30 protein-coding genes and 4 tRNA genes are annotated in these 24,525 nt (G+C 41.4%); 19 read left to right on the top strand and 15 right to left on the bottom strand.

Going from position 1 to position 24,525, the window contains the following annotated elements; all coding sequences use genetic code 11:
* The first annotated feature begins 20 nt into the window (after nucleotides 1–20).
* Both bfr (RM556_RS01915) and bfr (RM556_RS01910) read left to right on the top strand, forming a co-directional pair.
* Complete coding sequence (gene bfr / locus RM556_RS01915; protein ID WP_311360263.1) at nucleotides 21–494, top strand: bacterioferritin; 474 nt, start codon at nucleotides 21–23, stop codon at nucleotides 492–494.
* 1 nt (nucleotide 495) lies between these two features.
* Complete coding sequence (gene bfr, locus RM556_RS01910) at nucleotides 496–963, top strand: bacterioferritin (protein WP_311360262.1); 468 nt, start codon at nucleotides 496–498, stop codon at nucleotides 961–963.
* Between the two features lie 21 nt (nucleotides 964–984).
* Here the strand turns inward: bfr (RM556_RS01910) and RM556_RS01905 are convergent, their stop codons facing one another.
* A complete protein-coding gene (locus RM556_RS01905) occupies nucleotides 985–1,431 on the bottom strand; it encodes a hypothetical protein (RefSeq protein WP_311360261.1) in 447 nt (148 codons plus the stop codon).
* A gap of 205 nt (nucleotides 1,432–1,636) precedes the next feature.
* On the opposite strand from RM556_RS01905, the gene ccoN reads away from it, so the two are divergent.
* The 12 genes from ccoN (at nucleotide 1,637) to rssA (ending at nucleotide 12,558) form a co-directional block, all read left to right on the top strand.
* Nucleotides 1,637–3,073 (top strand): cytochrome-c oxidase, cbb3-type subunit I, encoded by a 1,437-nt coding sequence (gene ccoN / locus RM556_RS01900; protein ID WP_311360260.1) that lies wholly within the window; start codon nucleotides 1,637–1,639, stop codon nucleotides 3,071–3,073.
* A gap of 11 nt (nucleotides 3,074–3,084) precedes the next feature.
* A complete protein-coding gene (gene ccoO / locus RM556_RS01895; protein ID WP_311360259.1) occupies nucleotides 3,085–3,690 on the top strand; it encodes a cytochrome-c oxidase, cbb3-type subunit II in 606 nt (201 codons plus the stop codon).
* A complete protein-coding gene (locus RM556_RS01890) occupies nucleotides 3,690–3,863 on the top strand; it encodes a CcoQ/FixQ family Cbb3-type cytochrome c oxidase assembly chaperone (protein ID WP_311360258.1) in 174 nt (57 codons plus the stop codon). The genes ccoO and RM556_RS01890 overlap by 1 nt, the downstream gene beginning before the upstream one ends.
* A 4-nt stretch (nucleotides 3,864–3,867) precedes the next feature.
* A complete protein-coding gene (gene ccoP / locus RM556_RS01885; RefSeq protein WP_311360257.1) occupies nucleotides 3,868–4,824 on the top strand; it encodes a cytochrome-c oxidase, cbb3-type subunit III in 957 nt (318 codons plus the stop codon).
* A gap of 113 nt (nucleotides 4,825–4,937) precedes the next feature.
* Nucleotides 4,938–5,429, top strand: coding sequence for a FixH family protein (locus RM556_RS01880; RefSeq protein ID WP_311373706.1), 492 nt, complete (start codon nucleotides 4,938–4,940; stop codon nucleotides 5,427–5,429).
* 9 nt (nucleotides 5,430–5,438) lie between these two features.
* The gene (locus tag RM556_RS01875; RefSeq protein ID WP_311373705.1) at nucleotides 5,439–7,871 is read left to right on the top strand and encodes a heavy metal translocating P-type ATPase; all 2,433 of its coding nucleotides are present in this window, start codon (nucleotides 5,439–5,441) and stop codon (nucleotides 7,869–7,871) included.
* Nucleotides 7,872–7,880: 9 nt separating this feature from the next.
* Nucleotides 7,881–8,120 (top strand): cbb3-type cytochrome oxidase assembly protein CcoS, encoded by a 240-nt coding sequence (gene ccoS, locus RM556_RS01870; RefSeq protein WP_311360254.1) that lies wholly within the window; start codon nucleotides 7,881–7,883, stop codon nucleotides 8,118–8,120.
* The gene (locus tag RM556_RS01865) at nucleotides 8,117–8,788 is read left to right on the top strand and encodes a sulfite exporter TauE/SafE family protein (RefSeq protein ID WP_311373704.1); all 672 of its coding nucleotides are present in this window, start codon (nucleotides 8,117–8,119) and stop codon (nucleotides 8,786–8,788) included. Before ccoS ends, RM556_RS01865 begins: the two co-directional genes overlap by 4 nt.
* A 27-nt stretch (nucleotides 8,789–8,815) precedes the next feature.
* Entirely contained in the window at nucleotides 8,816–9,553 is a 738-nt protein-coding gene (gene fnr / locus RM556_RS01860) for a fumarate/nitrate reduction transcriptional regulator Fnr (RefSeq protein ID WP_311360252.1), read from the top strand.
* 99 nt (nucleotides 9,554–9,652) lie between these two features.
* Nucleotides 9,653–10,552, top strand: coding sequence for a universal stress protein UspE (gene uspE / locus RM556_RS01855; protein WP_311360251.1), 900 nt, complete (start codon nucleotides 9,653–9,655; stop codon nucleotides 10,550–10,552).
* Between the two features lie 169 nt (nucleotides 10,553–10,721).
* Nucleotides 10,722–11,618: a tRNA 2-thiocytidine(32) synthetase TtcA gene (gene ttcA / locus RM556_RS01850; RefSeq protein WP_311360250.1), complete on the top strand. Its 897-nt coding sequence runs from the start codon at nucleotides 10,722–10,724 to the stop codon at nucleotides 11,616–11,618.
* Between the two features lie 10 nt (nucleotides 11,619–11,628).
* Nucleotides 11,629–12,558, top strand: coding sequence for a patatin-like phospholipase RssA (gene rssA / locus RM556_RS01845; RefSeq protein WP_311360249.1), 930 nt, complete (start codon nucleotides 11,629–11,631; stop codon nucleotides 12,556–12,558).
* Between the two features lie 88 nt (nucleotides 12,559–12,646).
* Here the strand turns inward: rssA and RM556_RS01840 are convergent, their stop codons facing one another.
* The 12 genes from RM556_RS01840 to RM556_RS01785 form a co-directional block, all read right to left on the bottom strand.
* Nucleotides 12,647–13,294: a DUF2987 domain-containing protein gene (locus tag RM556_RS01840; RefSeq protein ID WP_311360248.1), complete on the bottom strand. Its 648-nt coding sequence runs from the start codon at nucleotides 13,292–13,294 to the stop codon at nucleotides 12,647–12,649.
* Complete coding sequence (locus tag RM556_RS01835; RefSeq protein ID WP_311360247.1) at nucleotides 13,294–14,070, bottom strand: glucosaminidase domain-containing protein; 777 nt, start codon at nucleotides 14,068–14,070, stop codon at nucleotides 13,294–13,296. The genes RM556_RS01840 and RM556_RS01835 overlap by 1 nt, the downstream gene beginning before the upstream one ends.
* A complete protein-coding gene (locus tag RM556_RS01830; RefSeq protein WP_311360246.1) occupies nucleotides 14,063–14,812 on the bottom strand; it encodes a hypothetical protein in 750 nt (249 codons plus the stop codon). The genes RM556_RS01835 and RM556_RS01830 overlap by 8 nt, the downstream gene beginning before the upstream one ends.
* 76 nt (nucleotides 14,813–14,888) lie before the next feature.
* Nucleotides 14,889–15,512, bottom strand: a complete 624-nt coding sequence (locus RM556_RS01825) for a LysE family translocator (RefSeq protein WP_311360245.1) — start codon at nucleotides 15,510–15,512, stop codon at nucleotides 14,889–14,891.
* A 15-nt stretch (nucleotides 15,513–15,527) separates the two neighbouring features.
* Nucleotides 15,528–16,409: a sulfurtransferase gene (locus tag RM556_RS01820; RefSeq protein WP_311360244.1), complete on the bottom strand. Its 882-nt coding sequence runs from the start codon at nucleotides 16,407–16,409 to the stop codon at nucleotides 15,528–15,530.
* A 150-nt stretch (nucleotides 16,410–16,559) separates the two neighbouring features.
* Nucleotides 16,560–16,646 (bottom strand) — tRNA-Leu (locus RM556_RS01815).
* A gap of 29 nt (nucleotides 16,647–16,675) precedes the next feature.
* Nucleotides 16,676–16,749: transfer RNA gene (locus tag RM556_RS01810), tRNA-Cys, on the bottom strand.
* Nucleotides 16,750–16,795: 46 nt separating this feature from the next.
* A tRNA-Gly gene (locus RM556_RS01805) sits at nucleotides 16,796–16,871 on the bottom strand.
* A gap of 144 nt (nucleotides 16,872–17,015) precedes the next feature.
* Complete coding sequence (gene pgsA, locus RM556_RS01800; RefSeq protein WP_311360233.1) at nucleotides 17,016–17,579, bottom strand: CDP-diacylglycerol--glycerol-3-phosphate 3-phosphatidyltransferase; 564 nt, start codon at nucleotides 17,577–17,579, stop codon at nucleotides 17,016–17,018.
* Nucleotides 17,580–17,640: 61 nt separating this feature from the next.
* Nucleotides 17,641–19,467, bottom strand: coding sequence for an excinuclease ABC subunit UvrC (gene uvrC / locus RM556_RS01795; protein ID WP_311373703.1), 1,827 nt, complete (start codon nucleotides 19,465–19,467; stop codon nucleotides 17,641–17,643).
* Nucleotides 19,467–20,108: a UvrY/SirA/GacA family response regulator transcription factor gene (gene uvrY, locus RM556_RS01790; RefSeq protein ID WP_311360231.1), complete on the bottom strand. Its 642-nt coding sequence runs from the start codon at nucleotides 20,106–20,108 to the stop codon at nucleotides 19,467–19,469. The genes uvrC and uvrY overlap by 1 nt, the downstream gene beginning before the upstream one ends.
* A 175-nt stretch (nucleotides 20,109–20,283) precedes the next feature.
* Nucleotides 20,284–20,375, bottom strand: a tRNA-Ser gene (locus RM556_RS01785).
* A 220-nt stretch (nucleotides 20,376–20,595) separates the two neighbouring features.
* Between RM556_RS01785 and RM556_RS01780 the strand changes: the two genes are divergently transcribed.
* From RM556_RS01780 to RM556_RS01760, 5 genes are read left to right on the top strand one after another with little or no spacing between them, the layout of a single operon-like run.
* Nucleotides 20,596–21,261, top strand: coding sequence for a Bax inhibitor-1/YccA family protein (locus tag RM556_RS01780; RefSeq protein ID WP_311373702.1), 666 nt, complete (start codon nucleotides 20,596–20,598; stop codon nucleotides 21,259–21,261).
* Nucleotides 21,262–21,310: 49 nt separating this feature from the next.
* Entirely contained in the window at nucleotides 21,311–21,757 is a 447-nt protein-coding gene (tusD, locus tag RM556_RS01775) for a sulfurtransferase complex subunit TusD (RefSeq protein WP_311373701.1), read from the top strand.
* Nucleotides 21,754–22,119 (top strand): DsrE family protein, encoded by a 366-nt coding sequence (locus tag RM556_RS01770; protein WP_311360228.1) that lies wholly within the window; start codon nucleotides 21,754–21,756, stop codon nucleotides 22,117–22,119. The genes tusD and RM556_RS01770 overlap by 4 nt, the downstream gene beginning before the upstream one ends.
* A gap of 29 nt (nucleotides 22,120–22,148) precedes the next feature.
* On the top strand, nucleotides 22,149–22,436 hold the full coding sequence (locus RM556_RS01765) for a DsrH/TusB family sulfur metabolism protein (RefSeq protein WP_311360227.1): 288 nt from the start codon (nucleotides 22,149–22,151) through the stop codon (nucleotides 22,434–22,436).
* 45 nt (nucleotides 22,437–22,481) lie between these two features.
* Nucleotides 22,482–22,820, top strand: a complete 339-nt coding sequence (locus tag RM556_RS01760) for a TusE/DsrC/DsvC family sulfur relay protein (protein WP_311360226.1) — start codon at nucleotides 22,482–22,484, stop codon at nucleotides 22,818–22,820.
* A gap of 15 nt (nucleotides 22,821–22,835) precedes the next feature.
* Here RM556_RS01760 and serS read toward each other — a convergent pair whose 3' ends face one another.
* Nucleotides 22,836–24,131 (bottom strand): serine--tRNA ligase, encoded by a 1,296-nt coding sequence (serS, locus tag RM556_RS01755; RefSeq protein WP_311373700.1) that lies wholly within the window; start codon nucleotides 24,129–24,131, stop codon nucleotides 22,836–22,838.
* 8 nt (nucleotides 24,132–24,139) lie between these two features.
* The gene (gene crcB, locus RM556_RS01750; RefSeq protein ID WP_311360224.1) at nucleotides 24,140–24,520 is read right to left on the bottom strand and encodes a fluoride efflux transporter CrcB; all 381 of its coding nucleotides are present in this window, start codon (nucleotides 24,518–24,520) and stop codon (nucleotides 24,140–24,142) included.
* Between the last annotated feature and the right edge of the window lie 5 nt (nucleotides 24,521–24,525).

The raw sequence follows: 24,525 nt of genomic DNA, 5'->3' as shown, positions 1-24,525 counted from the left end.
TAAAAACTAAGGAGGTTATCATGAAAGGTAAACCCGAGATCATCAAAGCACTAAACGAAGTGCTCACCACAGAACTAACATCTATAAATCAATACTTTCTCCATGCTCGTATGTACAAAAACTGGGGTTTTGAGGCTCTCGATAAAGTGTGCTACAAAAAGTCAATTAAAGACATGAAGCAAGCTGATGAATTGATTGAGCGAATTCTCTTTCTCGAAGGTCTTCCTAACCTACAAGCGCTAGGTAAAATTAATATCGGTGAAGAGCCCAAAGAGATGTTGGAATGCGACATGCAGTTTCAATTGAAACAAGTCCCCCAAATGAAAAGTGCAATTGAATTATGTGAGCAGCACTTAGATTATGTGTCTCGTGATCTACTATCAACTATTCTCGATTACGAAGAAGAGCATTTTGATTGGTTAGACACACAGATGTATCAAATTGAACAAATGGGCATTCAGAACTATTTACAATCGCAAGTAGAGGAAGATTAATATGCAAGGTAATCAAAAAGTAATCGATGGCTTAAATGCCCTCCTCGGCTATGAGCTAGCCGCAATGGACCAATACTTCGCGCATTCTCAAATGTATTTAGATTGGGGCTTAAATAAATTATATGAGCGAATTAACCATGAGTTTGATGACGAAAAAGGTCATGCTACTAAACTGATTGAGCGTATGTTGTTTTTAGGCGGACAGCCTGATATGCAAACTAGAGTGGGTTTCAAGTTGGGAACTACCGTTCCAGATATGTTGCAAAGTGATTTACGTGTTGAATATGAAGTGGCAGAAAAACTTCGCGAAGTGATCGCGTTGTGCGAAACAGAGCAAGACTACGTAAGCAGAGATATGCTGCTGATTTTGTTAGATGATACAGAAATGGATCATGCTCACTGGTTAGAACAACAGTTAGGCTTAATTGAGCGCTTGGGTTTACCTAATTACCTTCAATCACAAATGTAGTGATGACAGCTTTGACGAAAGTTAGTCTAAGTACGTAAAGAAAATGGCTGAGCGTGTAAACTCTTGGCCTTTTTTATTGGTAACAGTGAATACTAAACGCCATTTCATGGTGTCTAAATTACAGCTGCCCAAAAAGGTCAAATAAGCTTCGTTTTCCTTAATAACAGGGGTTTTTCCCATGAACATATTCACTCCCTCTATCCATGCATTTTCAAGCTTAAGACCTTGAGACAGATCAAATTCTAGAAATATTTCCTCTTCGACGACGATATCACTTAAAAATTTTACGGAAATTTGCTCATTTTCAAGTCTAAATTCACACGAAGATGCGCTTAAATCGCACTCAGCACCCTGATAAGTTGAAAAATTTACATTTTCGTAATAACCCCCTATAAGTCCTATCAATACTAGGATTACTAGAAGAACACCCCTAGATTTTATGTGTTTTTTAGGCTTGTTATTTAACATTTTGTTTACCGTAAACATTCCTTTATTGACGAAGATCAAGTGGGACTTAAGTAATATATCTTTTTGTATTTAAAAACATTATTATCCACCTGTGATATCTCAGTAGATTACTCAACTTGCTAACACTACTCAACTAGGAAGCAAAAAAGGGCAATATACACTTTGAGATATAGTGATTTTTTCTCGACGCGGAAGATATAAAAATATGAGCGAAACAAGCCAAGTACAACCTGATTACAATTATAAAGTAGTCAGGCAATTCACAATAATGACGGTTGTTTGGGGCATCATTGGAATGTCACTAGGTGTGTTAATTGCTGCACAATTATTTGCTCCAGCACTTAACTTTGACATTCCATGGCTAACTTACTCTCGTTTACGTCCTTTACATACTAATGCTGTTATTTTCGCATTCGGTGGTTGTGCCCTTTTTGCTACCTCTTACTACATAGTTCAACGAACCTGTCAGATCCGTCTGTTTAGCGACAAATTAGCCGCTTTTACATTCTGGGGTTGGCAAGCTGTTATCGTTGCCGCCGTGGTGACCTTACCTTTTGGTGTTACCGCAAGTAAAGAGTACGCAGAACTAGAGTGGCCAATTGATATACTGATAACCCTAGTTTGGGTCGCTTATATCATCAACTTCTTCGGGACATTGGTTATTCGAAAGACCTCGCATATCTACGTTGCAAACTGGTTCCTTGGTGCATTTATGCTAACCGTTGCTGTACTTCACATAGGTAACAGCATGGCCATTCCTGTTTCATTCACCAAGTCTTACAGTATCTATGCAGGTGCAGTAGATGCGATGATGCAATGGTGGTATGGACATAACGCGGTAGGGTTCTTCCTAACAGCCGGTTTCCTTGGAATGATGTACTACTTCGTACCGAAGCAAGCAGGACGTCCGGTTTACTCGTACCGCTTGTCTATCGTTCACTTTTGGGCTTTAGTGTCTTTGTATATTTGGGCTGGTCCACACCACCTTCATTACACGGCTTTACCAGACTGGACCCAGTCACTTGGTATGGTGATGTCAATCATCCTTTTCGTACCGTCTTGGGGTGGCATGATCAACGGTATCATGACGCTATCTGGTGCTTGGCATAAGCTTAGAACAGACCCTGTTTTACGTTTCCTTATTGTTTCGTTATCTTTCTACGGCATGTCGACTTTCGAAGGCCCGATGATGGCAATTAAAACAGTTAACGCTTTATCACACTACACTGATTGGACAGTTGGTCATGTTCACTCTGGTGCACTCGGTTGGGTTGCAATGGTGTCCATTGGTTCGATTTATCACTTAGTACCAATATTGTTTGGTCAACCTAAAATGTATAGTACTAAGCTAATCAACGTGCATTTCTGGTTAGCAACTATCGGCGTAGTTCTATACATCGTTGCTATGTGGATGTCAGGCGTACTTCAGGGTTTAATGTGGAGAGCGGTTAACGCAGACGGCACACTAACCTACTCTTTCGTTGAGTCGCTAGAAGCTTCTAAACCTTTCTATATTGTACGATTCATTGGTGGTTTATTTGTTGTTGTCGGTATGTTAATCATGGCCTACAACTGCTACCGCACGATTCTAGCCCCTAAACAAAGCGTTGCTAGTGATTCACCTGCAACAGCTGCAGCATAAGGAGTTTGAAAATGAAAAATCCACATGAGTTGTTAGAAAAGAATGTTGGCCTTCTCACTATTCTTATCCTTATTGCGATTAGTTTTGGTGCGATGGCTCAAATATTACCTTTGATGTTTGATCAGCAAGCGCTTCAGCCAGTGAAGGGTTTACGCCCTTACACTGCCCTAGAGCTTGAAGGTCGCGACATATACATTCGCGAAGGGTGCGTAGGCTGTCATAGTCAAATGATCCGTCCATTCCGTTCAGAGACTGAGCGCTATGGTCACTACAGTGTTGCTGGTGAATCAGTGTGGGAACGCCCATTCCTATGGGGCTCCAAACGTACTGGTCCAGACCTTGCCCGTGTTGGTCAACGCTACAGCGACGAATGGCACAGAGTTCACTTGATTAATCCAAGAAACGTTGTACCTGAATCTAATATGCCTGGTTACCCGTGGTTAGCTGAAAATACGCTTGATGGTGCTGATATCGTCAAGAAAATGGAAGTTAATCGTATGTTAGGCATGCCTTATACAGATGAAGATATTGCAGGTGCTGAAGCTGCAGTAAAAGGGAAAACAGAAATGGAAGCCCTTATTGCTTATCTTCAACAACTTGGGACACATTTAAAATAATGGACCAAGGGACTATAGGCACAATATTTACGGTTGTCGTGTTTGTTGTTTTCGTTGGCGTTTGTTTGTGGGCATTCAGCAGCCGCAACAAAAAAAGCTTTGATGAAGCAGCAAACTTAGTTTTCGATGACGAAGAAAAGAAAGAATTAAATAAAAAAGATCAGGAGTCTTAAACTCATGAGTATGTTTTGGACAATTTGGATATCAGTGATATCTCTAGGTACTATCGTAGGTTGTTACTTCCTATTACGATGGACTCTCGCGAATAAAACAGGTGTTGAAGAAGGCGTGTCTATGGGGCATGAGTTCGACGGCATTGAGGAGTTAAACAATCAACTTCCTCGTTGGTGGACGATCTTATTCTATATTTGTATCGTTTGGGGTGTCGCTTATTTGATTATCTACCCAGGCCTAGGCGGGTTTAAAGGTGTCATCGGTTGGACAAGTTCAAATCAAGGTGTGTTGTCTTTAGAAGAGTCAAAGTTGGCGCTAGAAGAAGACATTGCTGCAGGTAACTTGAACGAATATGCGCTACAAGTGAAGTATGCGAATGAAAAATTCGACCCTATCTTCGCTGAATACGCAAAGACGCCAGTTGAAGTCTTAGCAGAAAATGAAGAAGCTATTCAAGTTGGGCAACGTTTATTCTTGCAAAACTGTGCTCAATGCCATGGCTCTAATGCGAAGGGTGCGGCATCTGGCTTCCCTAACCTGACAGATGATGATTGGCTGTACGGCGGATCTGGTGACAAAATCAAGGAAACTCTCGTTTTAGGTCGTCGAGGCGCAATGCCAGGTTGGCTAAACAGTATGGGTGAAGACGGTGTTGCAGAGGTTGTTGCATATACTTTGAGCTTAAGTGGCAGAGATGTTGACCAAGGCTTGAAAGAAAAAGGTAAAGCACGTTTTGCTGTATGTGCTGCATGTCACGGTATGGATGGCAAAGGCAATCAATTGCTTGGTGCGCCTAACCTGACTGATAATATTTGGTTGTATGGCGGGAATGAAAAATCCGTGACACAAACACTTTATTACGGTCGAAATGGTGTTATGCCAGCCTTCAAAGAAACACTAGGTGAAGACAAAATTCACGTTGTCGCCGCTTACGTTTATAGCCTGTCTAACAGTCAGTAAAAAACGAACAAAAAGCCTCGAGTTCTCGGGGCTTTTCTTTATCTTATTCGGTATAATTTCTCTCGCTGTTGCAAACTCAGCAAAAGCTTTCTCAATTTTACCTTTGGAGTTTTATGGAAACGCAGGATATTAAACCTTGGTACAAACAATTCTACCCATGGTTTCTCATTTGTATTCCCCTTTCCTCTTTTATTGTCGGCGGGATTGTCATTAGTTACGCTACAGACGGAAGTGATAGTTTAGTCATTGATGACTATTACAAAGAAGGGAAAACAATCAATTCACGCTTAGATAAAATACAGGCAGCCAAGGAGCTAGAAATAAAAACATTATTCAATATTGATGATGGCATCATCTCAGTTGAGTTTATTTCAGGCCTACCTAGCACGCTAGAAGCATTGAAGTTGGATTTTTTCCATGTAACTCAGGAAGAGAAAGATTTTCATGTGTTATTGAGCGCTGATGCAAATGGTATCTACAGAGCTTCCACAGACGCTGATTATCAAGGTAAATGGCGAGTTCGATTAACGCCTTTAGATGAAGCTTGGAAAGTACAACAAAATGTAAATCTACCGGCACGTTCTCCTATCAAACTAGAGCCTTAGTCAACGAACATGAGCATCAATATTCCAGAAGGCGGCTGCTTTCACTGCGGTCTACCCAATCTTGAAGGCAACAAATACCCTGTTACGATTCTAGGTGTGAGTCATTCAATGTGTTGTCCAGGTTGCCAAGCTGTGGCTTCTTCAATTGTCGATAACGGGCTAGAAAGCTACTACGAATTTAGAACAGAGCCAGCAGCTCGTGGCGATGCAGCCTTAGATAATACCTTGGCTAAGTTAGCGGTTTATGATGAACCCGAATTACAAGAAGAATTCGTTTTTGATATTGGAACAGATAAAGAAATTCAACTCACCGTTGAAGGCATTACTTGCGCCGCTTGTGGTTGGTTAATAGAAAAGCAATTAGCTAAAACAAAGGGAATAAAGCAGGTATCTGTCAATGTTGGTGCTCGCAGAGCAATGGTCATTTGGGACAACAACGTTCTAAAACTTTCCCAAGTGTTAAGACAATTAAAAACAATCGGTTATGAATCCTTGCCGTTCCAAGCTGATAGCCATGAAGCTTCTTATCAACGAGAACAAAAAAGTTTTTTGAAAAAAGTAGGTCTGTCGGGCTTGATGACAATGCAAGTTATGATGTTAGCAATGGGTCAGTATTTCGACTTATTCGGTAATATCGATGCGGAAACAACTAAATATTTCAATTGGATAAGCTTAGTCCTTACGACTCCTGTGGTGTTATATGCAGGCAGTGTATTTTATCTCAGCGCAATGAAAGCAATTATGGCGCGAACGGTGAATATGGATATCCCGGTAACAATAGCTATTTTAGCAACCTATATCGCTGGTTTCTTTACGGTGAATAAACCGAATGCAGAGGTTTATTTTGAGTCTATTTGCATGTTCATCTTTTTCTTGTTGATTAGTCGTTTTTTGGAACATCGATCTAGACACAAAGCAACGCAGATATCTTCAAACATGTTAAAGCATATCCCGGTTACTGCCAATTTGTGGACAGGCAAAGAGACACGCTCCGTACTAGCAAAACAACTCAAAGTTGACGACCTCGTTTTGGTCAAGGCTGGTGAGATTATTCCAGTCGACGGATTCATTGTTGAGGGGAAAGCCCTACTAGATGAATCAATGCTTACCGGTGAGTTTGAGCCCGTAACAAAACAAGTTAACGACCCCGTGTTTGGCGGTACCATTAATCAAAATGGCGCTATCAAGTTGAAGGTAAGTAAAACCCTCAAACATGCAATGGTGAATCAAATACTTAGATTGCAAGAAACTGCCCTATCAAGTAAGCCCAAAGTGGCTCTCATTGCGGATAAACTGAGTCGTTACTTTGTGGTAGCTGTTTTAACGATTTCAGCACTTACCTATGCATTTTGGGCTTACCAAGGCAATGAGCACGCCTTTTGGATTACGATATCGGTACTTGTCGCAACCTGCCCGTGTGCACTAGGCTTGGCGACGCCATCTGCCCTTACATGCGCAATGGCTAGGTTAAACAAGCAAGGTATTTTGCTTAAACGAGCTGACGCTCTTGAGCAGCTTACTGAAGTTACCGACATTGTATTTGATAAAACAGGTACATTAACCCATGGTGAATTCACAATAGACAAGTCTTGGTTTGCTGATAACGAATCAGCGTCAATCGATAAATATCGAAGCATCGCAAAAAGTATAGAGTTGCAGTCTGAGCACCCTATTGCTAAGGCATTCGGATCATTAGAAACGCAGACTGATTTATTCGCCGTGGATGATTTGCAAGTAGTCATAGGTAAAGGCTTAAATTGTAAAATTGGAAAAAATCAATACCGTATCGGCTCTCCGAATTACATTCTAGGGAAGATTCCGGCCGAAGCGCTCAGTGAACAACAACGAAATGAACTTCAGGGGGCAAACGTACTCCTGAGTGAAAACGACACACTTGTCTCAGCATTCTGGTTAAGAGATAAGTTAAAAGAAGATGTGGTAGACGTCATCAAAGCCTTAGCTCCCTACGAGCAAACAATATTAAGTGGTGATACCTTACAGAATGTGACACATGTCGCTAACAGCCTAAATATTAAAAATACCGTGGCTGAACAAGCACCTGAACAAAAACTGATGTACATAAAACAACTTCAAGCAAATGGGCGCAGTGTATTAATGCTGGGTGATGGTATTAATGATGCACCTGTTTTAGCAGTGTCAGATGTTAGCGTCGCGGTGGGAAATGCATCTGATCTGGCTAAAAATGCGGCTGATGTTATTTTATTGAATCAAGACTTAGCCTCTCTATTACATGTCATCAATATGGCCAAACGTACTAAGCGAAAGATTAAGCAGAATATTGCGTGGGCGCTGTCGTACAACATACTTGTATTACCTTTTGCTATTGGTGGATTTCTAACACCTTGGATGGCGGCTCTAGGGATGTCGATAAGTTCTATTATAGTGGTGTATAATTCCACGCGTTTAATGCGCAACAGCTAGGAAGAAGCCGTGAGTATCATTTATGTATTGATCCCATTAGCCATTATCATCGTCGGAATTGCTATCGGTGTATTCTTTTGGGCAGTAAAAAGTAATCAGTTTGAAGACTTAGATCGTCAAGGGTACAGCATTCTATTTGATGACGATATCAAGTCAGAAAGTGCTGAAAAGACGAATGACGCAGCGGATAGCAACGCGAACGAACAACAGGCTGAATTAGCTAAAGACAAAAAAGAACCAAAGCGTTGAATCCCGATTTCAATCTATTAAGTGCATTTTTAATTGGGCTTGCTGGGGGGGTACACTGCATAGGCATGTGTGGCGGTATTGCTAGTGCTTTCACCTTTGCTATTCCGAAAAACGTTTCACAACTCCCCTATATCTGTGCCTACAACATTGGTCGTATATTGAGTTATACCGCAGCTGGCGCGTTAACAGGGTATATTGGCAGCATAATAAGCACCAGTGCGAATAACGCGTTCCCAATATTTCAAATAATTAGCATCGTGTTTATGGTGTTGCTGGCACTTTATATCAGTGATTGGTACAAAGGCCTTTCAGCAATAGAACGCCTGGGAAGCCATCTTTGGCGACATATTTCCCCGATTGGTAAAAAGCTTATCCCATTTAAAAACCCATTATACACAATAGCTTACGGGATGATTTGGGGTTGGCTGCCTTGTGGTTTAGTCTACTCCATGCTCAGTTGGTCATTGGCAAGCGAAAGTGTTTATCAAGGCGCTTCGATGATGTTGTTCTTTGGCTTGGGGACGCTACCTGCGGTCATGGCAACTAGCCTTGGTGCAGGTTTCTTACTGCCCATTTTTCAACATAAATACACTCGAAAAATGATTGCTATTCTACTACTTGCGTTTTCTTTGATCTTGACCTACGACCTTGTTACAGGTAATAATTGATCTGAAAATCATCAAAAAGAGTAAGTCATGGCAAAAGGTCCAGAACTCTCAATTCACTGCCAAAGTTGTAGCTTTAGTCATTTGTGTTTACCGGTTAGTTTAAACAAAAATGAACTTGATACCTTGGACGATATCATTGAGCGAAAAAAACCCCTTCATAAAAACGATAAATTAGTCCGTTATGGTGACAAATTCCATTCATTATATGCCGTACGTTCAGGTTCATTTAAATCTTATGTTAGTGATAAAGACGGTGTTGAGCAGATTATTGGGTTCCACTTCCCTGGCGATATTATCGGATTCGACGCATTGAAAGACGATAAGCATGGCAGTTATACCCAAGCGTTAGAAACTGCAATGGTGTGCGAACTGCCTTACGAGACCTTAGATGAGATGTCAGTCAGATTTCCAAAACTAAGACAACAAATCATGCGTTTCATGAGTGCTGAAATCAAACACGACCACGATTTGATGATGTTACTCAGTAAAAGAAGCGCAGAAGAGCGTCTTCTTCACTTTTTAAGTCACTTATCTCAGCGATTTGAAGAACGAGGCTTTTCCGCCAAGCAATTCAATTTATCGATGACGCGTAATGAAATTGGTAATTATTTGGGCTTGACGGTTGAGACTATTAGCCGCTTGCTAACCCGATTCCAAAAAGAAGATCTGATTAAGGTTGATGGCAAGTTAATCACTATTAGTGATTTCGACGGCATAAAGCAACGCCTTCCCGATATGGAAATAAACTTTACCCAAGTTTGTTAAGTTTATTATTCGCAAACTTGATCTGGGGCAATGTGGTTACTAGCACATTGCCCATAAATATCTACAATATACATAGATAACAACGTTCTGGAGAACACTATGTTTACTTGTAGCAAAATTTTAGCTGTCATTGACCCAAGCACAAAACAACAACCTTCACTCAATCGAGCTATTTTCCTTGCTGAAAAAACCGGCGCTAGCGTCGTTGCCCTATCCTCAATTTACGATAAGTCATATGACATGGCCGCGATCCTCACAAGCGACGAACGCTACGAAATGAAACAGGCAATGTTAGAACATGAATCGCTTAACCTAACTGCCCTGCTAAAGGAACTAACTACTGACGTTAACATTAGCACCAAGATTAAATGGCAAAAGAAGTTGCATGAATCCGTGGTGGAAACTTGCCAGGAAGAATCATGTGACCTGATTGTGAAATCCACTAAGAAGCATGGCATGTTAGCATCTAGTATTTTCACACCGAATGATTGGCATATTTTGCGCAACGCGCCTGTTGATGTGCTTTTGGTCAAAGATCATGAATGGACAAATAATGGTAAAGTCCTTGCTTCTATTGGTGTTTCAGCTAAAGATGATCAGCATATAAGCTTGAGTGATAAAATCGCTGAAACAGGAAATGAGCTAGCTAAATTGACGAACTCAACACTTCACTTGGCCAATTCTTATGCTGGCGCGCCTGTGCACATTGCCGTGGAAGTCCCGAATTTTGCGCCAGAAGTTTACAATCGTTCAGTACAAGAAAGACATACGAATAAGTTGAATGAGCTAGCCACGACTCATTCCCTTCAGGATGCTACGATGCATGTACTAGAGGGCTTGCCTGAAGATGTTATTCCTAAGCTAAGTAATGAACTGGACGCAGATTTACTGATAATAGGATCTGTTGGGCGAAGAGGTATTTCAGCAGCCCTGTTGGGGAATACTGCAGAAATGATTATCGATGCGGTTAATTGTGACACGCTCATCATAAAGCCATAAACAAACACCCTCGTTTTGTTACACAAAACCAAAGAGATGCCTAAATCGGGCATCTCTTTTCATTCCTTGTTTGCTTACCCAGACAACAAGCTTTAAAATGTGCGCCAAAGATTAGGTATGCGAGCATCATCCATACTTTTATAGGTCGGCACATTCACAGGCATACACAGTGGTTCAAACTTCAAACTTACCTAAGCAAAAATATAACAATGACAAACTCGTAAAGCGCATTCGCAGAAATGTGGGCAAAGCGATAGCAGACTATCAGATGATTGAAGATGGTGATGTTGTTATGGCTGCCATTAGTGGTGGCAAGGACAGCTTTGTGATGTTGGACATTTTGCTTAGTTTACAGCAATCAGCCCCGATTAATTTTGAGGTTATCGCCGTTAACTTGGACCAAAAGCAACCCGGTTTTCCAGAGGATATTCTACCGAGTTATTTGGAACAGAAAAATATTCCTTATTATATTATCGATAAAGACACCTACTCTGTTGTTAAGTCCAAAATAGAAGATGGAAAAACCACATGTGGATTGTGTTCACGTTTAAGGCGCGGAAGTTTATATTCCTTCGCTGAAAAAATTGGCGCGACTAAAATCGCCTTGGGTCATCACATGGATGATATGGTGGAAACAACCTTTTTAAACATGTTCTATGGTGCCAAGCTAAAATCCATGCCACCAAAGCTCTTATCAGATGATAAGCGCAACATCGTCATTCGCCCTCTAGCCTACTGCCGCGAGAAAGATATCGCTTCACTGGCTGCAATTCGAGAGTACCCTATCATTCCATGCAACCTTTGTGGTTCACAAGAAAACTTGCAACGTCAAAACGTGAAAGCAATGTTGAATGAATGGGATAGACAAACGCCTGGCAGAGTCGAGAATATCTTTAATGCTACAAAGAGCATTATCCCGAGCCAATTGGCTGATACCGACTTATTTGACTTCAAGGGGCTGCAAATAGACCGCAGTTCCGAACGTAAAGCGTATGACTTCAATAGTGAAGAAGTCTCTTCGACTAACATAGATGAATCTTTAGTGATTCAAATAGCAAACTTGTAAAAGGAATTTCATGAAAATTGGACTTGCATTAGGTGCAGGAGCAGCCAGAGGTTGGGCCCATATTGGGGTTATTCGCGCGTTACAGCGTGCCGGCATACAAATTGATGTCATCGCCGGATGTTCAATTGGGGCCTACGTAGGGGCTGCCTATGCCAGTGGTAAGTTAGACGAACTTGAAGCATGGGCAAACACCTTAACCGAATGGCAAGTTTTTAGATTACTGGGTGTTGGCTTTAAGCGTGGTGGTTTAGCAAGTGGTCAAAAAGTATTCGACAAACTTAAAGATGAGTTTTGTGCTGAACGCTTTGATGAGATGAATATACCATTTGCTTGCGTATCAACAGATTTGTACTCTGGGAAAGAAGTTGTCTTTAATCAAGGTGAACTTGGTGATTCTATTCAAGCTTCCTGCGCAATCCCTGCTCTATTCAGCCCAGTTCACCACCAAGGCCGCTGGTTAGTTGACGGCGCCGTCGTTAACCCTGTTCCGGTGAATCAATGCCGACAGCTAGGTGCTGATTTTGTGATAGCAGTAAATCTCAGTGCTGATTTTCGTCCTAGATTGATAGAAACATGTGAAAAAGAACATGAAGAGAATCAAAAGCGTACTGATGATTTACTCGATCGCGCTAGTGAAGGCTTTATGAAGAAGTGGTTTTCTCCGGAGCCTAAACCAAACAAGGCGACGCCTCCTGGTATTGTCAGTGTTATGAGTAGTTCGCTGGAAATCTTGCAAGCACGAGTGACACGATCTAGGTTAGCAGGCGAGCCACCTGACATTTTAATTGAACCACAGCTGAGAGATGTAGGCATCCTCGAGTTTCATAGAGCGATTGAAGTAGCAGAGAAAGGGAGTCAGGCGGTTGAAAGACTATCCGAACAACTACTTTATCAATTAGGCATGGACAAAGTAGCTGCTGGTTTAAAAGAGAAGCACTAGAAGGTCTATTTTAACAGGAGTCACTACGCTAACGGGAATGAAGGTGCCAAAGGCAATGAGTTCCCTTGCTAACTAGCCTTAAGCGTTATTACTTAGTAGCTATAGCGGTTATGCGTAACGGCTTTCGCTGTAATCTAAGGCCCCTTTCATTTTCAAACCACTCGTCATTTAACATCAAGGTGCCTTCACTTACTCTTTCACCCGTTTTAGTTGCTTCGCTTAGGTTTGTATCTTCAAATTGAAACATTAGACCACTTACGTTGGGCATCATAAACGACAGAAAACTTCCCATTTCATTGAAGAAGGCTTCGTATTGCTGGTACAGAAAGCTTAATTCTTCGAAAGTATAGTTCTCTTTTAAGTATTCAGGTTTTGTTTCCAACTGAACTGAAATGTCACATTGGTTTGACGGTTCTTTGAAGTCTATGACTACCTTTGCATTAGCAAGATTAAGTGCCTTTTCTGATTGAATCGTAAAGCGCTGCTCTTTGCTCACTTTCAATGGCATTTGCTTTTTTTCGGTGCTAATCCGAGCTGAATTTATATGACAAAGCTTACCATTTTGTACATAAGTAAAACCGAAAGCGAATTGCAGGGCCTGTGTATCCTCATTGTCTAATTTCTTTACATGACTATAGAATGTCTTGTAAGCGACTTCGACTTCATCTGCCAGCGCAGGAGAAGCGATAAACGCGCATCCCAATGCTAATACAGTCCCAACAATTGCTTTCTTCATTACATCAAATCCTGATTTGTTCTTATCATATGTTTAAGCTCAACGACATAGTCGTCACCACGCTCGGAATACTTGGTCAAACCTTCGGTAAGCGCCGTGGCTGATATTGGTTTCATTTGGTCACGTAATTGCTTTCTGATTGCACGCATCTCTTTATATGCATCATGTCGATTTAAATTTCTCAAATAGGTGTACATACCTGTCGACAAATCATCAAACTTAGCCACTTCATGCGCAGCGCCATCGTTACGTCTTTTAGGAACAAAGCCACAGCCTTTCCTAAAACACCACAATCCAAAAAAGTTATAACCTTTTCTAGCAAACCTCGATGTGCCCCAAGCGCTTTCATTCGCAGTTTGAACGAGTACTAATTCTACCGGAACAATGTCGATACGCGTTAAAAGTTTGTCAAAAACGAGTTCTAGATCATCATTTTCCTCTACTCTGTACTCCTTCATAAGCCAAAGAAGTTCTTCCATTTGGTTTTCGGTAATTTGCTCTTCTGCAATATGTTTAGCACGGAGTCCATGAACGAACTCTCGTTGTAGCAAAATGTGGGCATTCTGTGTTTCAACCTCAGGACGGAGATAGGAAAAAAACGCCTTCTTTTTTTCTGTGGTCTGTTTAATTTCTGCAAAGTCGGGAATGGCTTGCTTGGCACTCACCGATTGTGGGATTTCTTGAATTTCAGATTTTTGGGGTTGTAAAAAATAAACAGAGAATACAACAAGAAGCAAAACCGTAATTGCGATCGAAATTATCTTTAACTTATGCATCAAAGTGTGTTTCCTCTTCTGAATGTTCTGGCGCATTTTGAACCTCGCTAATGCCACCAAATAAATCATTGTACAGGATCCCTTTAAAATTAAAGAACAAAGGGCCTACCCAAATCAGAGCGAATCCAAACGTTATCATGACGAAGATGAACATTGCAAAGAAAGCCAAGTAGCACAGAGCGATCTTCACTAGGTATTTATTTGAGACTTTAATGGACAATACTAACGCAGCTAAGGGACTCATTGCTTTATCGGCCACCAGTGCTTGCACGAACATGGTAGTGACCAGTACATAGATTCCAGGCAACAAGAAAAGTGCAAAGCCGAGTTGCGATAGCAATGCCACCATCAAGGTCGCTGACGCGACAAAGATAAAAATTGGGTAATACGCCCACAACATGCTAAAAGTGACCGCCTCTTTGCGCTCAGTTCTAACACCAATCATGGTCAAACCTACTAACATTGGCGCGATTAAGCATTCCAGTATCATTTGGAATAGATATCTGGTTTCTAAAGGGATTGCTTCAAATTGTTCTACGGTTTGAATCTCGTATATTTGGAAAAAAACGATGGTAATGCCCAAAGCGAAAAAAACCGCAGCAAGGATGCACTTCAGAATGGTTGCCATATTTTTTCGGGAGGCTTCACCTGCCCGCATGAATAAACTTTTTATATCGAAATCGTACTGTCCATTTAGCGCTTTTTCCAAGGCTTCTGACTCATTCTTATTTTGTTGGAACACAACTCACCATAATTGTTTCGGGTACCCTCGTATAATAACTGATTACACCCTGTTTGGATCGCCCTATTGATAGAATTTAGTTACTAAAAAGTAATAGTACCGCCATTATAATAAGGACCGCGCCCATAATACGGTCAAAAATATAGCCATTGTCTTGGTAAAAGTAACGCACCTTTTTATGAGTAATGACTAGTGACACAAAACTAAACCATAGGGTTGTGGCTACGGCCATATAGATCCCATAAATGATTTTATCATGAATACTGGTATCAACTGATATCGCCACAGTAAATAAAGATAGAAAGAAGAGCGTTGCCTTTGGGTTTAGACCATTTGTGACGAAACCAATAACGAATGACTTTACTAATGTTTTATTCGAATGACCTTTGGGTATTTCGTGTCGTATTTCGCTAGGTTTGCTATTTAAACCTGACCAACCTATCCAGGCTAAATATGCGGCAGCAACATATAAAAGTAAATTAAGTAACCAAGGCGTCGTTTGTATAATCAGGCCAATACCCACAAGTGAATATGTCACATGCAACAATATCCCACAGCCTATTCCAAGGCTTGTAACTAAGGCGGGTAAACGCCCTTGCTGTATACTCTGTTTCAGCACTACCGCAAAATCCGGTCCCGGGCTAGCAACTGCAAAGAAATGAATTAACGCAATAGAAAATAGCTCGACCCAATTGAACACGACCACTTATCCTTTTTATAATTTTTCTATAGGAAACGAATCACTCGCGCCCCACTCTGACCAACTGCCATCGTAAACATATATCTCTCGGTTCCCTAATTCATAATACGCTTGAGCCAGGATACATGCTGTCACTCCGCTACCACAAGATGTAACAATGGGTAAGTTAAGGTCAACACCCGCTTCAACAAACATATCTTGTAAGACATATTTTTCCTTGAACATCCCGTGCTCTAGCAGGCGAGCGTAATGCAAGCTCGACGCCCCAGGCATATGCCCTGACCTCATATTAGCTCTTGGCTCAGTCTCAGTGCCTTCAAAACGCCCTACGCTTCTTGCATCTACAATTTGTATTCGTTCGAAACCAGACCGCTTATTTATGATGGACAGCATGAAGTCACTATCCACAAATTTCATTAGTCGATTAACTTGAAGGTTTACTTTTACGAACGATGGCTTTGGGCTGGTGAGTGTTGCTTGAGTTGGGTAAGCAAGCTCAAGCCATGTGGGTAAACCACCTTGAAGCACTCTTACCTTAGAGAAGCCCATTGATGTCAGCATGAACCAAACACGAGAGGCGCAAAAATTACCAAAATCGTCATAAACAACGATTTCATCGTCCATTTCCAAACCCAGTTTTGCAATTTCGTTCTCAAATATAGCGACAGGCGGCATCATATGCTCTAAAGCCGAATTACCATCAACAAAACACGTTTCAAAATCGAAGTATATGGATTGAGGAATGTAGGCATCGTTCGATAGCACTATGCCCGGTTTTGATGCCGGCGCCTTCTTCATGCTGGTGAACAATATCTTTGGTGACTTTACTTCTGCTACTTCAGGTAATTCATCTTCTAACAATGATAGTAATTGCTTTGGTTGAATGATTGTCTGCATAGCAATATTCCTTTGCTGTGATGACTGGGATGCTCAAAGGCATTGATAATATCGAGAAAAGACGGAGATGTGTACTTTTTAAAATACGTAAGACGGCAAATATGCCAAATGCAATAGTATGTGTAGGTAAATGAATTATATAAAAAAGAATGGTGCCCGGGGCCGGACTTGAACCGGCACGTCGTTACCGACGAGGGATTTTAAATCCCTTGTGTCTACCAATTTCACCACCCGGGCACTGATGTTACAACGTTCTTTGGCAAGGTTGGAGGCGGAACCCGGAGTCGAACCGAGATCCACGGATTTGCAATCCGCTGCATAGCCATTCTGCCATTCCGCCGCAACAATGTTACCTTGTTACTGATTACATTTCGTCAATCAAAAATTGGAGCGGGAAACGAGATTCGAACTCGCGACCCCGACCTTGGCAAGGTCGTGCTCTACCAGCTGAGCTATTCCCGCTCTGAAATGTGGGGTGCATTCTACCCTCAAAATGAAAGGTGTCAACACCAAATAGCAAAGAAATATTCTGTTTTATTAAAAATTGTACAGTTCGTTGTTATTTTACACTGAAACAGCCAAAACAATGGCTTTTGTCTTAGTTTCCTATGACTTAGATAAATCTTTCCAGGCAGCTCGAGTATAGGCAACCATTGACCAAAGCGATAAAACCGCCGAGAAGTATAATAAAATCTTACCAAGCGTCACCCAATATATTGGGAAGCCCATAAAATACTCTAGACCGGAAAGTAAGCCAATTAGCGCTAACATCTGCGCCATTGTTTTCGACTTACCAATGAAAGATACCTTAACGGTAGCAGAGCTCCCGTTCTGCCCCATCCACTCACGTAACGCTGACACGTATATCTCACGCATCAACAAAACGATGGCTGGTACAGTAATCCAAACACTAGCGTAAGTGTGGGTGACCATCAACAAAGCGGCTGCAACAATTAACTTATCTGCAACAGGATCGAGGAACGCGCCAAAAGCACTGGACTGTTTTAACTTACGGGCAAGATAGCCGTCGAACCAATCGGTGATCGCCGCAAGCCAAAAAATAAACGCACCAAGCTCTTGTGCCCAGCGCCAATCTAAGAAGTATACCACCACGAATACAGGGATAAGAAGAACCCGAAAAATGGTGATGATATTGGGAATTGTCCACATATATACTAAAAACCTTACTTTACTGCTCGTTTCAATAACTAATCATAGCAGATGACAAGCGTTAAGAATGCAAATAATCATAAATGATATCGGCCAGATCGTCGCTAATCCCAGGAACTTTGCTAATTTCTTGTTTGCTGGCTTTTTTAAGGCCCTGTAAACCACCCGAATATTTTAATAAAGCTTGGCGCTTTTTAGGACCTACACCCGGAATCCCTTCAAGCGTAGATGTTTTTTTCACTTTTTGACGACGATTTCTATGCCCCGATATTGCGAAACGATGAGATTCGTCTCGAATATGTTGAATCAAATGCAAACCCGGTGAATCACTTTCAATAGGAATCGTTTCGTACGATCCAGACAAAATTAAGGTTTCTAAGCCAGGTTTTCGAGATGTCCCTTTTGCAACACCAATCAAGGTGGGTTTGAATTCCGAAGGCCAATCTTCAAAGTGGGCCTCAGCTTGAGACAGCTGTCCTTTTCCTCCATCAATAAAGAGTATATCGGGTATCTTGGCTTCTTCACTTGGTTTTTTATACCGCCGCCTCAACGCCTGTGCCATAGCAGCATAGTCGTCCCCAGGTGTTATCCCCTCTATATTAAACGTTCTATAGTCCGCCTTTAACGGACCATCACGGTTGAATACGACACAAGAGGCTACCGTTTGTTGACCTGAAGTATGACTAATATCGAAGCATTCCATCCGCTGAATCGGTGTGTCTCTCTCAATCAGTTTTTCAAGGTCGACAAATCGGGCAAACATCGATTTTTGCTGATTCTGTTGTGTTTCTAATGCGTTGTCAGCGTTTTTGTTCGCTAACTGGAGGTATTGTCGTTTTTCGTCTCGCACTCCAGTGTAAAAACGCACTCTGTGTCCAGCCTCTACGCTGAGGACTTTTTCGACTTCTTCAAACTCTTCAAATTTTAACGGTAATACAATTTGTTTCGGAATGGTTTTGTTGCCGGCCAAGTAGAATTGCAAAATAAATGACTGGAACGTGCTGTCAGCATCAATGCCTTTGGGAATTTTTGGGAAGAATGACTTGCTTCCCAGAAGTTGTCCATCGCGTATAAAAAGCCCTTGGACACAGGCTAATCCATTTCTGAATGCATAGCCAAATACGTCCATTTCTTCTTGTTCGCCGGTAACAAACTGTTGTTCTTGTACCCTTTTTAACGCGCTAATTTGGTCTCGGTAGCGAGCTGCAGCTTCAAAATTAAGAGCCTCACTGGCTTTTTCCATTTTGCCAACCAGCGTGCCGATCACTTCATTGTTTTTGCCTTTGAGGAATAAGGTGGCTAGATTTACCTGCTCTGAATATTCATCTTCAGTAACATACCCCTCAACACAGGGGGCTGAACACCTTTTCATTTGATACTGTAAACAAGGTCTGCTGCGCGCTCGATAATAACTATCGTCACACTGCCTAATAGGGAAAATGCGTTGCATCGACCGCAGACTTTCTCGCACCGCCCAAGCACTCGGATACGGCCCAAAATAGGTACCTTTTAATTTCTTCGTGCCCCGATGAAAACCTAATTTGGGATGTTTGTGTTCCGACAGAAAAATAAAAGGGTAAGATTTATCATCTCGTAAGACCACGTTATAACGAGGACGATATTTTTTTATGAAGTTGTTTTCAAGGAGAAACGCTTCGGTCTCACTAGAAACTACTGTAACGTCCATTTTCGCTATATGTGTTACTAGTGATTGAGTCTTTACGCTATCAACGTTCTTTCTAAAATAGGAAGAAACGCGTTTTTTTAAATTCTTCGCCTTACCTACATAAATAACTTCATCCCTAGCGTTATACATACGGTAAACGCCAGGTTTGGAACTCAAGTTCTTTAAAAAGGCTTCGGAATTGAAAGGTGTTCCGTCGGTCATTACACTTCTGTTTGAATTAGCTTATGGCGCAATGCTAGGTGGGTCAGTTCAACATCGGACTGTACGCCTAATTTATCGAACATACGATATCTATACGTATTGACTGTCTTAGCACTAATATTTAAGTTTGTAGCGATCTCAGGTACACGAGTACCACGCGTCAGCATTAATGTAATTTCTAGTTCCCGGTCGGATAAACTAGCAAAAGGATTGTCGTTATTCGGATTCGTAACACCTATAGCGAGTTCCTGGGCAACTTCAGCGGAAATATAACGTTGACCTGCTGATACTTTGTAAATTGCATTTACCATTTCAGCCGGCTCGGCATCTTTTGTCAGAAAACCATGTGCACCTGCTTGCATTATTTTGGTAGGGATTGGGTTTTCTTTATGCATTGAAAGGCATATAACCTTGGTATCTTCACAAAAGCGCAGTATTTTTCGAGTGGCTTCTAATCCACCGATACCTGGCATGCTCACATCCATCATTATGATATCTGGCGCCGCTTTTCTGCAATGATCCACCGCATCTTCACCACTGCCCACAGCAGCGACGACTTCAAAATCATTCACATCATTTAGTATACGACTGATCCCTGTCCTGACGAGTTCATGGTCATCAACCAATAAAATCTTGATCACGTAGGAGCCTCAATTTCTTATTATTTATTAAAAGTATGTCACGTTAACTTAATGAGTATCTTACAAAAGCGTGCATAATGGAATAGATAATAGAAAGCTAAAGCGATAATATTGGCTTGGATATATTGAAGTTCTAAAACGAGAAAGCCCCGACCAAAGGTCAGGGCTTTAAATGTGGCGGAGAGTGAGGGATTCGAACCCCCGGAAGGTTTGACCCTTCGTCTGATTTCAAGTCAGGTGCATTCAGCCGGACTCTGCCAACTCTCCGTAAGAGGTGCGCATATTAAGGATGAAATAGGCTGTTGTAAAGTCTTTACAAAGAAATATTTTAATTTTTTTGATCGTTTGACCAAATTTCACCCGTTTCGTATAAATGTATACCTAATCACAGAGAAATGACTTGAAATTTGGAACTAAACACCATACAAAGTACCTAAGAAATACCCCAGCAATTTACTCAATTATTAATTAAGGTGGAGACGTAAAAATGGAACAACGTTCAGTTTACTCAACTTCCGACACTCGGTCGGCGATTGAGGTTAATAAAGTATTGAAAAATACTTATTTGCTTTTGTCCATGACATTAGTATTCAGTGCCATATGTGCTGCGATAACAATGAACATGAATTTGGGCTTTGGCGCTAGAATAGGATTGTTCATTGCCGCTATCGCTTCTTTATTTGCTGTATCTAAGTTTGCTAATTCAACAGCCGGCTTGGGCTTGGTGTTTTTATTCACTGGTCTAATGGGCGCAAGCTTAGGTCCATTGCTAACTTACTATTTGAATGTTGGGCATCCAGGATTAATCATGGAAGCGTTCGGCACAACAGCTATCATCTTTATAGCACTTTCAGGTTATGCTTTAGTTAGTAAGAAAGACTTCAGCTTTATGGGTGGTTTTTTAACGATAGGTTTAGTGTTCGCACTCATCGCGATCATTGCTAACCTATTTTTCCAAATCCCAGCGCTTCACCTAGCGATCAACGCGGTAATTGTATTCATCATGTCGGGCTTCATTTTGTATGACACGAGCCGCATTGTGAAAGGTGGTGAAACTAATTACATCATGGCCACCGTTGCCTTGTATTTGAATATCTACAATCTATTCACTTCGTTACTTGCACTTCTAAATGCTTTTGGTGGCGATGATTAAGGTAGACTTCGTTCTATAAATGTTTAAACACCCCTTTTTAGGGGTGTTTTTGTTTCAACAATCAAGTTTATACGCCATACTACTCCTGACAGTAAGGCAAAAAGTAGACTCAGCCATGACAACCTTTGTGATTTTTGTAAATACGGCACCTCTCAATTCCATTAATGGCCGACATGCGATCAAGTTTTGTCAGGCCGCTATGGCTGCAGGTCATCAAATTCAACAGATATTTTTTTATGGCGATGGTGTTAACCATGCCAATTGTCATGCATTACCCGTCAGCGGAGAGACTCCTCTACTAGCCCAATGGATAGATATCAAGCGCATTTCTGGAGCCGCATTCAACCTTTGTATAACCGCTGCTGAAAAGCGAGGTCTCGTTAGTGCTGGAAATCAACAAGAAAGTGTGTCTGAGGCTTTTTCAGTTTGCGGTATGGCAGACTACTTTTCAGCACTACATCAAAATGAACCGACACTAGTGAGTATCCAATTTTGATTTCCGGTAAAATACTGATTCTATCTACTCATGCACCCTACTTTTCCAACTTTGCACAGGACGCTATAGAGGCTGCATTAGGTGCAAGTAATACTGGCTTGAGCGTTTCGTTCGTACTTCTTCATGATGGGGCTTACCAACTCGCTAGCAATGCAGACAGCGGCAAACAAAAACGAAAATCAATTTACAAACAACTTAAAGCATTTGAGCTCTACGACATTGAAGCACTTTATGTTGTGACACCCACGGACGACAACACGCTCGTTTCGGACATAATTGAGTCTCAAACGATTGCTGAAGTGATTCCACAATCGACACTCGAAGCACTGATGAGGGATAGCGTTCATGTACTTACTTTCTGATCATGCATTTACTAGATTGAGAATGATTTATGTTAATTAATTTTTCTTCTAAGGACCTGAACAAACTCAAATCGATAATCGATGATAGTGCCTGCAAAACTGATAATGACCCTCTTTGCAAAACCACTATTTTGTGTATTGGTGATGCTATTTATCACCATATAGCCATTCGTCAAATGTTCCCCAGCGCTCGTGTTCTTGTATTGCGAGATGACTATTTGCTTGCGGGCCTGCCTGACACTGCAAAAGTTAAACTAATTGCTTATGAAGATTGGGTTTCACTAAGCATAGAGAATACGCCAGTTATTACGGTATAATTTACATTCTATTATCTTACTCTCAAACAAATCATCAGGTTGCACATGAACAGCAGTATAAAATTCAATGGTCAAGATATCGCACTAGATGGGAATGGCTATTTAGTGGACCACACAGAATGGAACGAAGCCTTAGCTGAAAAAATGGCTGAACAAGAGAATATTGAACTTACAGCTGAGCATTGGCAGGTAGTGCGTTTTGTTCGTCAATTTTATGAAGAATACGAAACCAGTCCAGCAATAAGAGTATTGGTTAAATCATTGAGCGCTGAATTTGGCCCGGACGTTGGTAATAGTAGATATGTGCAGCGTTTGTTTCCGAAAGGTCCAGCAAAGCAAGCAACTAAAATAGCAGGCTTACCCAAGCCTGCTAAATGTCTATAAGCAAGTAAGTATTTTCTAGCTTGCTAGAATGGTTTCAACGCCATTCATATAAGGCAACAACGCTTCCGGTACTTTCACACTACCATCAGCAAGTTGGTAATTTTCCAGTATCGCCACCAAAGTACGACCAACAGCCAAACCCGAACCATTCAATGTGTGTAAGAATTCAGGCTTTTTCATTTCATTAGATTTGTATCTTGCTTGCATTCTACGTGCTTGGAAATCACCCATATTTGAACATGACGAAATCTCGCGATACGTATTTTGGGCCGGCAACCATACTTCCAAATCGTATGTCTTAGTAGAACCAAAGCCCATATCTCCGGTGCACAATAGTACCTTGCGATAAGCTAAACCTAATTTTTGTAGGATAGTCTCAGCATGACCCGTCAACTCTTCCAAGGCTTGCATAGATACTTCCGGATGAACTAACTGAACCATTTCAACTTTATCAAACTGATGTTGTCTAATAAGTCCTCGCGTATCTCTACCATATGAGCCCGCTTCGCTCCTAAAGCATGGGGTGTGTGCTGTCATTTTCATTGGCAAACTACCTTCAGGAATAATCTCGTCTCTTGCGATATTCGTTAACGGCACTTCAGCCGTCGGAATCAATGACATCCCCTGACCTTCTTCAGTCGCAGGTTTGGTGTGGAATAAGTCTTCACCAAACTTAGGTAACTGACCAGTACCGTACAAACTGTCTGAATTAACGAGATATGGCACATATATTTCTTGATAGCCATGCTCTTGAGTATGTGTGTCTAGCATGAACTGAGCTAGTGCTCTGTGCATTCTAGCGACAGGGCCGTTCATGACAACAAAACGTGAACCCGACAGCTTAGCGGCGGTCTCAAAGTCCAAACCATTTGCTAAGCCAGCAGCAACATCTACATGGTCCTGTACTTCGAAATCAAAGCTTGGAATATCACCCCATACCAAGACTTCTTGGTTATCATTTTCGTCTTTACCATAAGGGACTCCTTCTGCAGGAATATTCGGTGTTTCTTGATAAATAATATTTAGCGCGTTCATTACTTGTTCGAGGCTACTTTTTGCTTCCTCTAGCTTTTCACCAAGCCCACTTACCTCGGCTAATAAAGGCGCTATATCTTCGCCAGATGCTTTGGCTTTGCCAATGGCTTTTGAACGCACGGTTCGTTCATTTTGTAGTTCTTGTGTGGCTACTTGCAGTGATTTGCGTCTATCTTCAAGCTCAGTCAAGGATGAAACGTCTAAAGTGTAACCTCGAAGTTTCAATTTTTCGGCAATTTCATCTAAATTGTTTCTGAGCAAACGAGGATCTAACATTTTTTATACTATCCTTTGAATAATAATAGTGCGGCCCACACTGCCAATAGGCAAACGACCACGTTGAGTAATAAGTTCAAACCGGCTTTAAGTATATCGCCTTGTTGAATGAGTAAAATAGTTTCCAACGAAAATGTTGAAAAAGTGGTAAAAGCACCCAAGATTCCGACCATCACGAGCGCTCGTAAGCCTTCGGTATCATTAGTACTGCCTTGAATATAAGAATATACCAGCCCAAGAAAGAATGAACCGACCACATTGACCGCAAGGGTAGCAAATGGAAAGCCCTTTCCCAATAGGTTCAATGCAATTTGTGTGACAAAATAACGCAAACATGCGCCTAATGCACCGCCGACTGCTACAAACAGATAGATTTGTATCTGTGACATGAGTC

Source organism: Alteromonas sp. W364 (genome assembly GCF_031846205.1).
GTDB classification, from domain to species: Bacteria; Pseudomonadota; Gammaproteobacteria; order Enterobacterales; family Alteromonadaceae; genus Glaciecola; species Glaciecola blandensis.
This window is presented reverse-complemented; position numbering and strand designations above follow the sequence as displayed.

What these genes read in the sequence shown, in the direction of transcription:
- bfr (WP_311360263.1), top strand. Translation starts at nt 21, where the DNA reads ATGAAAGGTAAACCCGAGATCATCAAAGCACTAAACGAAGTGCTCACC.
- bfr (WP_311360262.1), top strand. Translation starts at nt 496, where the DNA reads ATGCAAGGTAATCAAAAAGTAATCGATGGCTTAAATGCCCTCCTCGGC.
- RM556_RS01905 (WP_311360261.1), bottom strand. Translation starts at nt 1,431, where the DNA reads ATGTTAAATAACAAGCCTAAAAAACACATAAAATCTAGGGGTGTTCTT.
- ccoN (WP_311360260.1), top strand. Translation starts at nt 1,637, where the DNA reads ATGAGCGAAACAAGCCAAGTACAACCTGATTACAATTATAAAGTAGTC.
- ccoO (WP_311360259.1), top strand. Translation starts at nt 3,085, where the DNA reads ATGAAAAATCCACATGAGTTGTTAGAAAAGAATGTTGGCCTTCTCACT.
- RM556_RS01890 (WP_311360258.1), top strand. Translation starts at nt 3,690, where the DNA reads ATGGACCAAGGGACTATAGGCACAATATTTACGGTTGTCGTGTTTGTT.
- ccoP (WP_311360257.1), top strand. Translation starts at nt 3,868, where the DNA reads ATGAGTATGTTTTGGACAATTTGGATATCAGTGATATCTCTAGGTACT.
- RM556_RS01880 (WP_311373706.1), top strand. Translation starts at nt 4,938, where the DNA reads ATGGAAACGCAGGATATTAAACCTTGGTACAAACAATTCTACCCATGG.
- RM556_RS01875 (WP_311373705.1), top strand. Translation starts at nt 5,439, where the DNA reads ATGAGCATCAATATTCCAGAAGGCGGCTGCTTTCACTGCGGTCTACCC.
- fnr (WP_311360252.1), top strand. Translation starts at nt 8,816, where the DNA reads ATGGCAAAAGGTCCAGAACTCTCAATTCACTGCCAAAGTTGTAGCTTT.
- uspE (WP_311360251.1), top strand. Translation starts at nt 9,653, where the DNA reads ATGTTTACTTGTAGCAAAATTTTAGCTGTCATTGACCCAAGCACAAAA.
- rssA (WP_311360249.1), top strand. Translation starts at nt 11,629, where the DNA reads ATGAAAATTGGACTTGCATTAGGTGCAGGAGCAGCCAGAGGTTGGGCC.
- RM556_RS01840 (WP_311360248.1), bottom strand. Translation starts at nt 13,294, where the DNA reads ATGAAGAAAGCAATTGTTGGGACTGTATTAGCATTGGGATGCGCGTTT.
- RM556_RS01835 (WP_311360247.1), bottom strand. Translation starts at nt 14,070, where the DNA reads ATGCATAAGTTAAAGATAATTTCGATCGCAATTACGGTTTTGCTTCTT.
- RM556_RS01820 (WP_311360244.1), bottom strand. Translation starts at nt 16,409, where the DNA reads ATGCAGACAATCATTCAACCAAAGCAATTACTATCATTGTTAGAAGAT.
- pgsA (WP_311360233.1), bottom strand. Translation starts at nt 17,579, where the DNA reads ATGTGGACAATTCCCAATATCATCACCATTTTTCGGGTTCTTCTTATC.
- uvrC (WP_311373703.1), bottom strand. Translation starts at nt 19,467, where the DNA reads ATGACCGACGGAACACCTTTCAATTCCGAAGCCTTTTTAAAGAACTTG.
- RM556_RS01780 (WP_311373702.1), top strand. Translation starts at nt 20,596, where the DNA reads ATGGAACAACGTTCAGTTTACTCAACTTCCGACACTCGGTCGGCGATT.
- RM556_RS01765 (WP_311360227.1), top strand. Translation starts at nt 22,149, where the DNA reads ATGTTAATTAATTTTTCTTCTAAGGACCTGAACAAACTCAAATCGATA.
- RM556_RS01760 (WP_311360226.1), top strand. Translation starts at nt 22,482, where the DNA reads ATGAACAGCAGTATAAAATTCAATGGTCAAGATATCGCACTAGATGGG.
- serS (WP_311373700.1), bottom strand. Translation starts at nt 24,131, where the DNA reads ATGTTAGATCCTCGTTTGCTCAGAAACAATTTAGATGAAATTGCCGAA.
- crcB (WP_311360224.1), bottom strand. Translation starts at nt 24,520, where the DNA reads ATGTCACAGATACAAATCTATCTGTTTGTAGCAGTCGGCGGTGCATTA.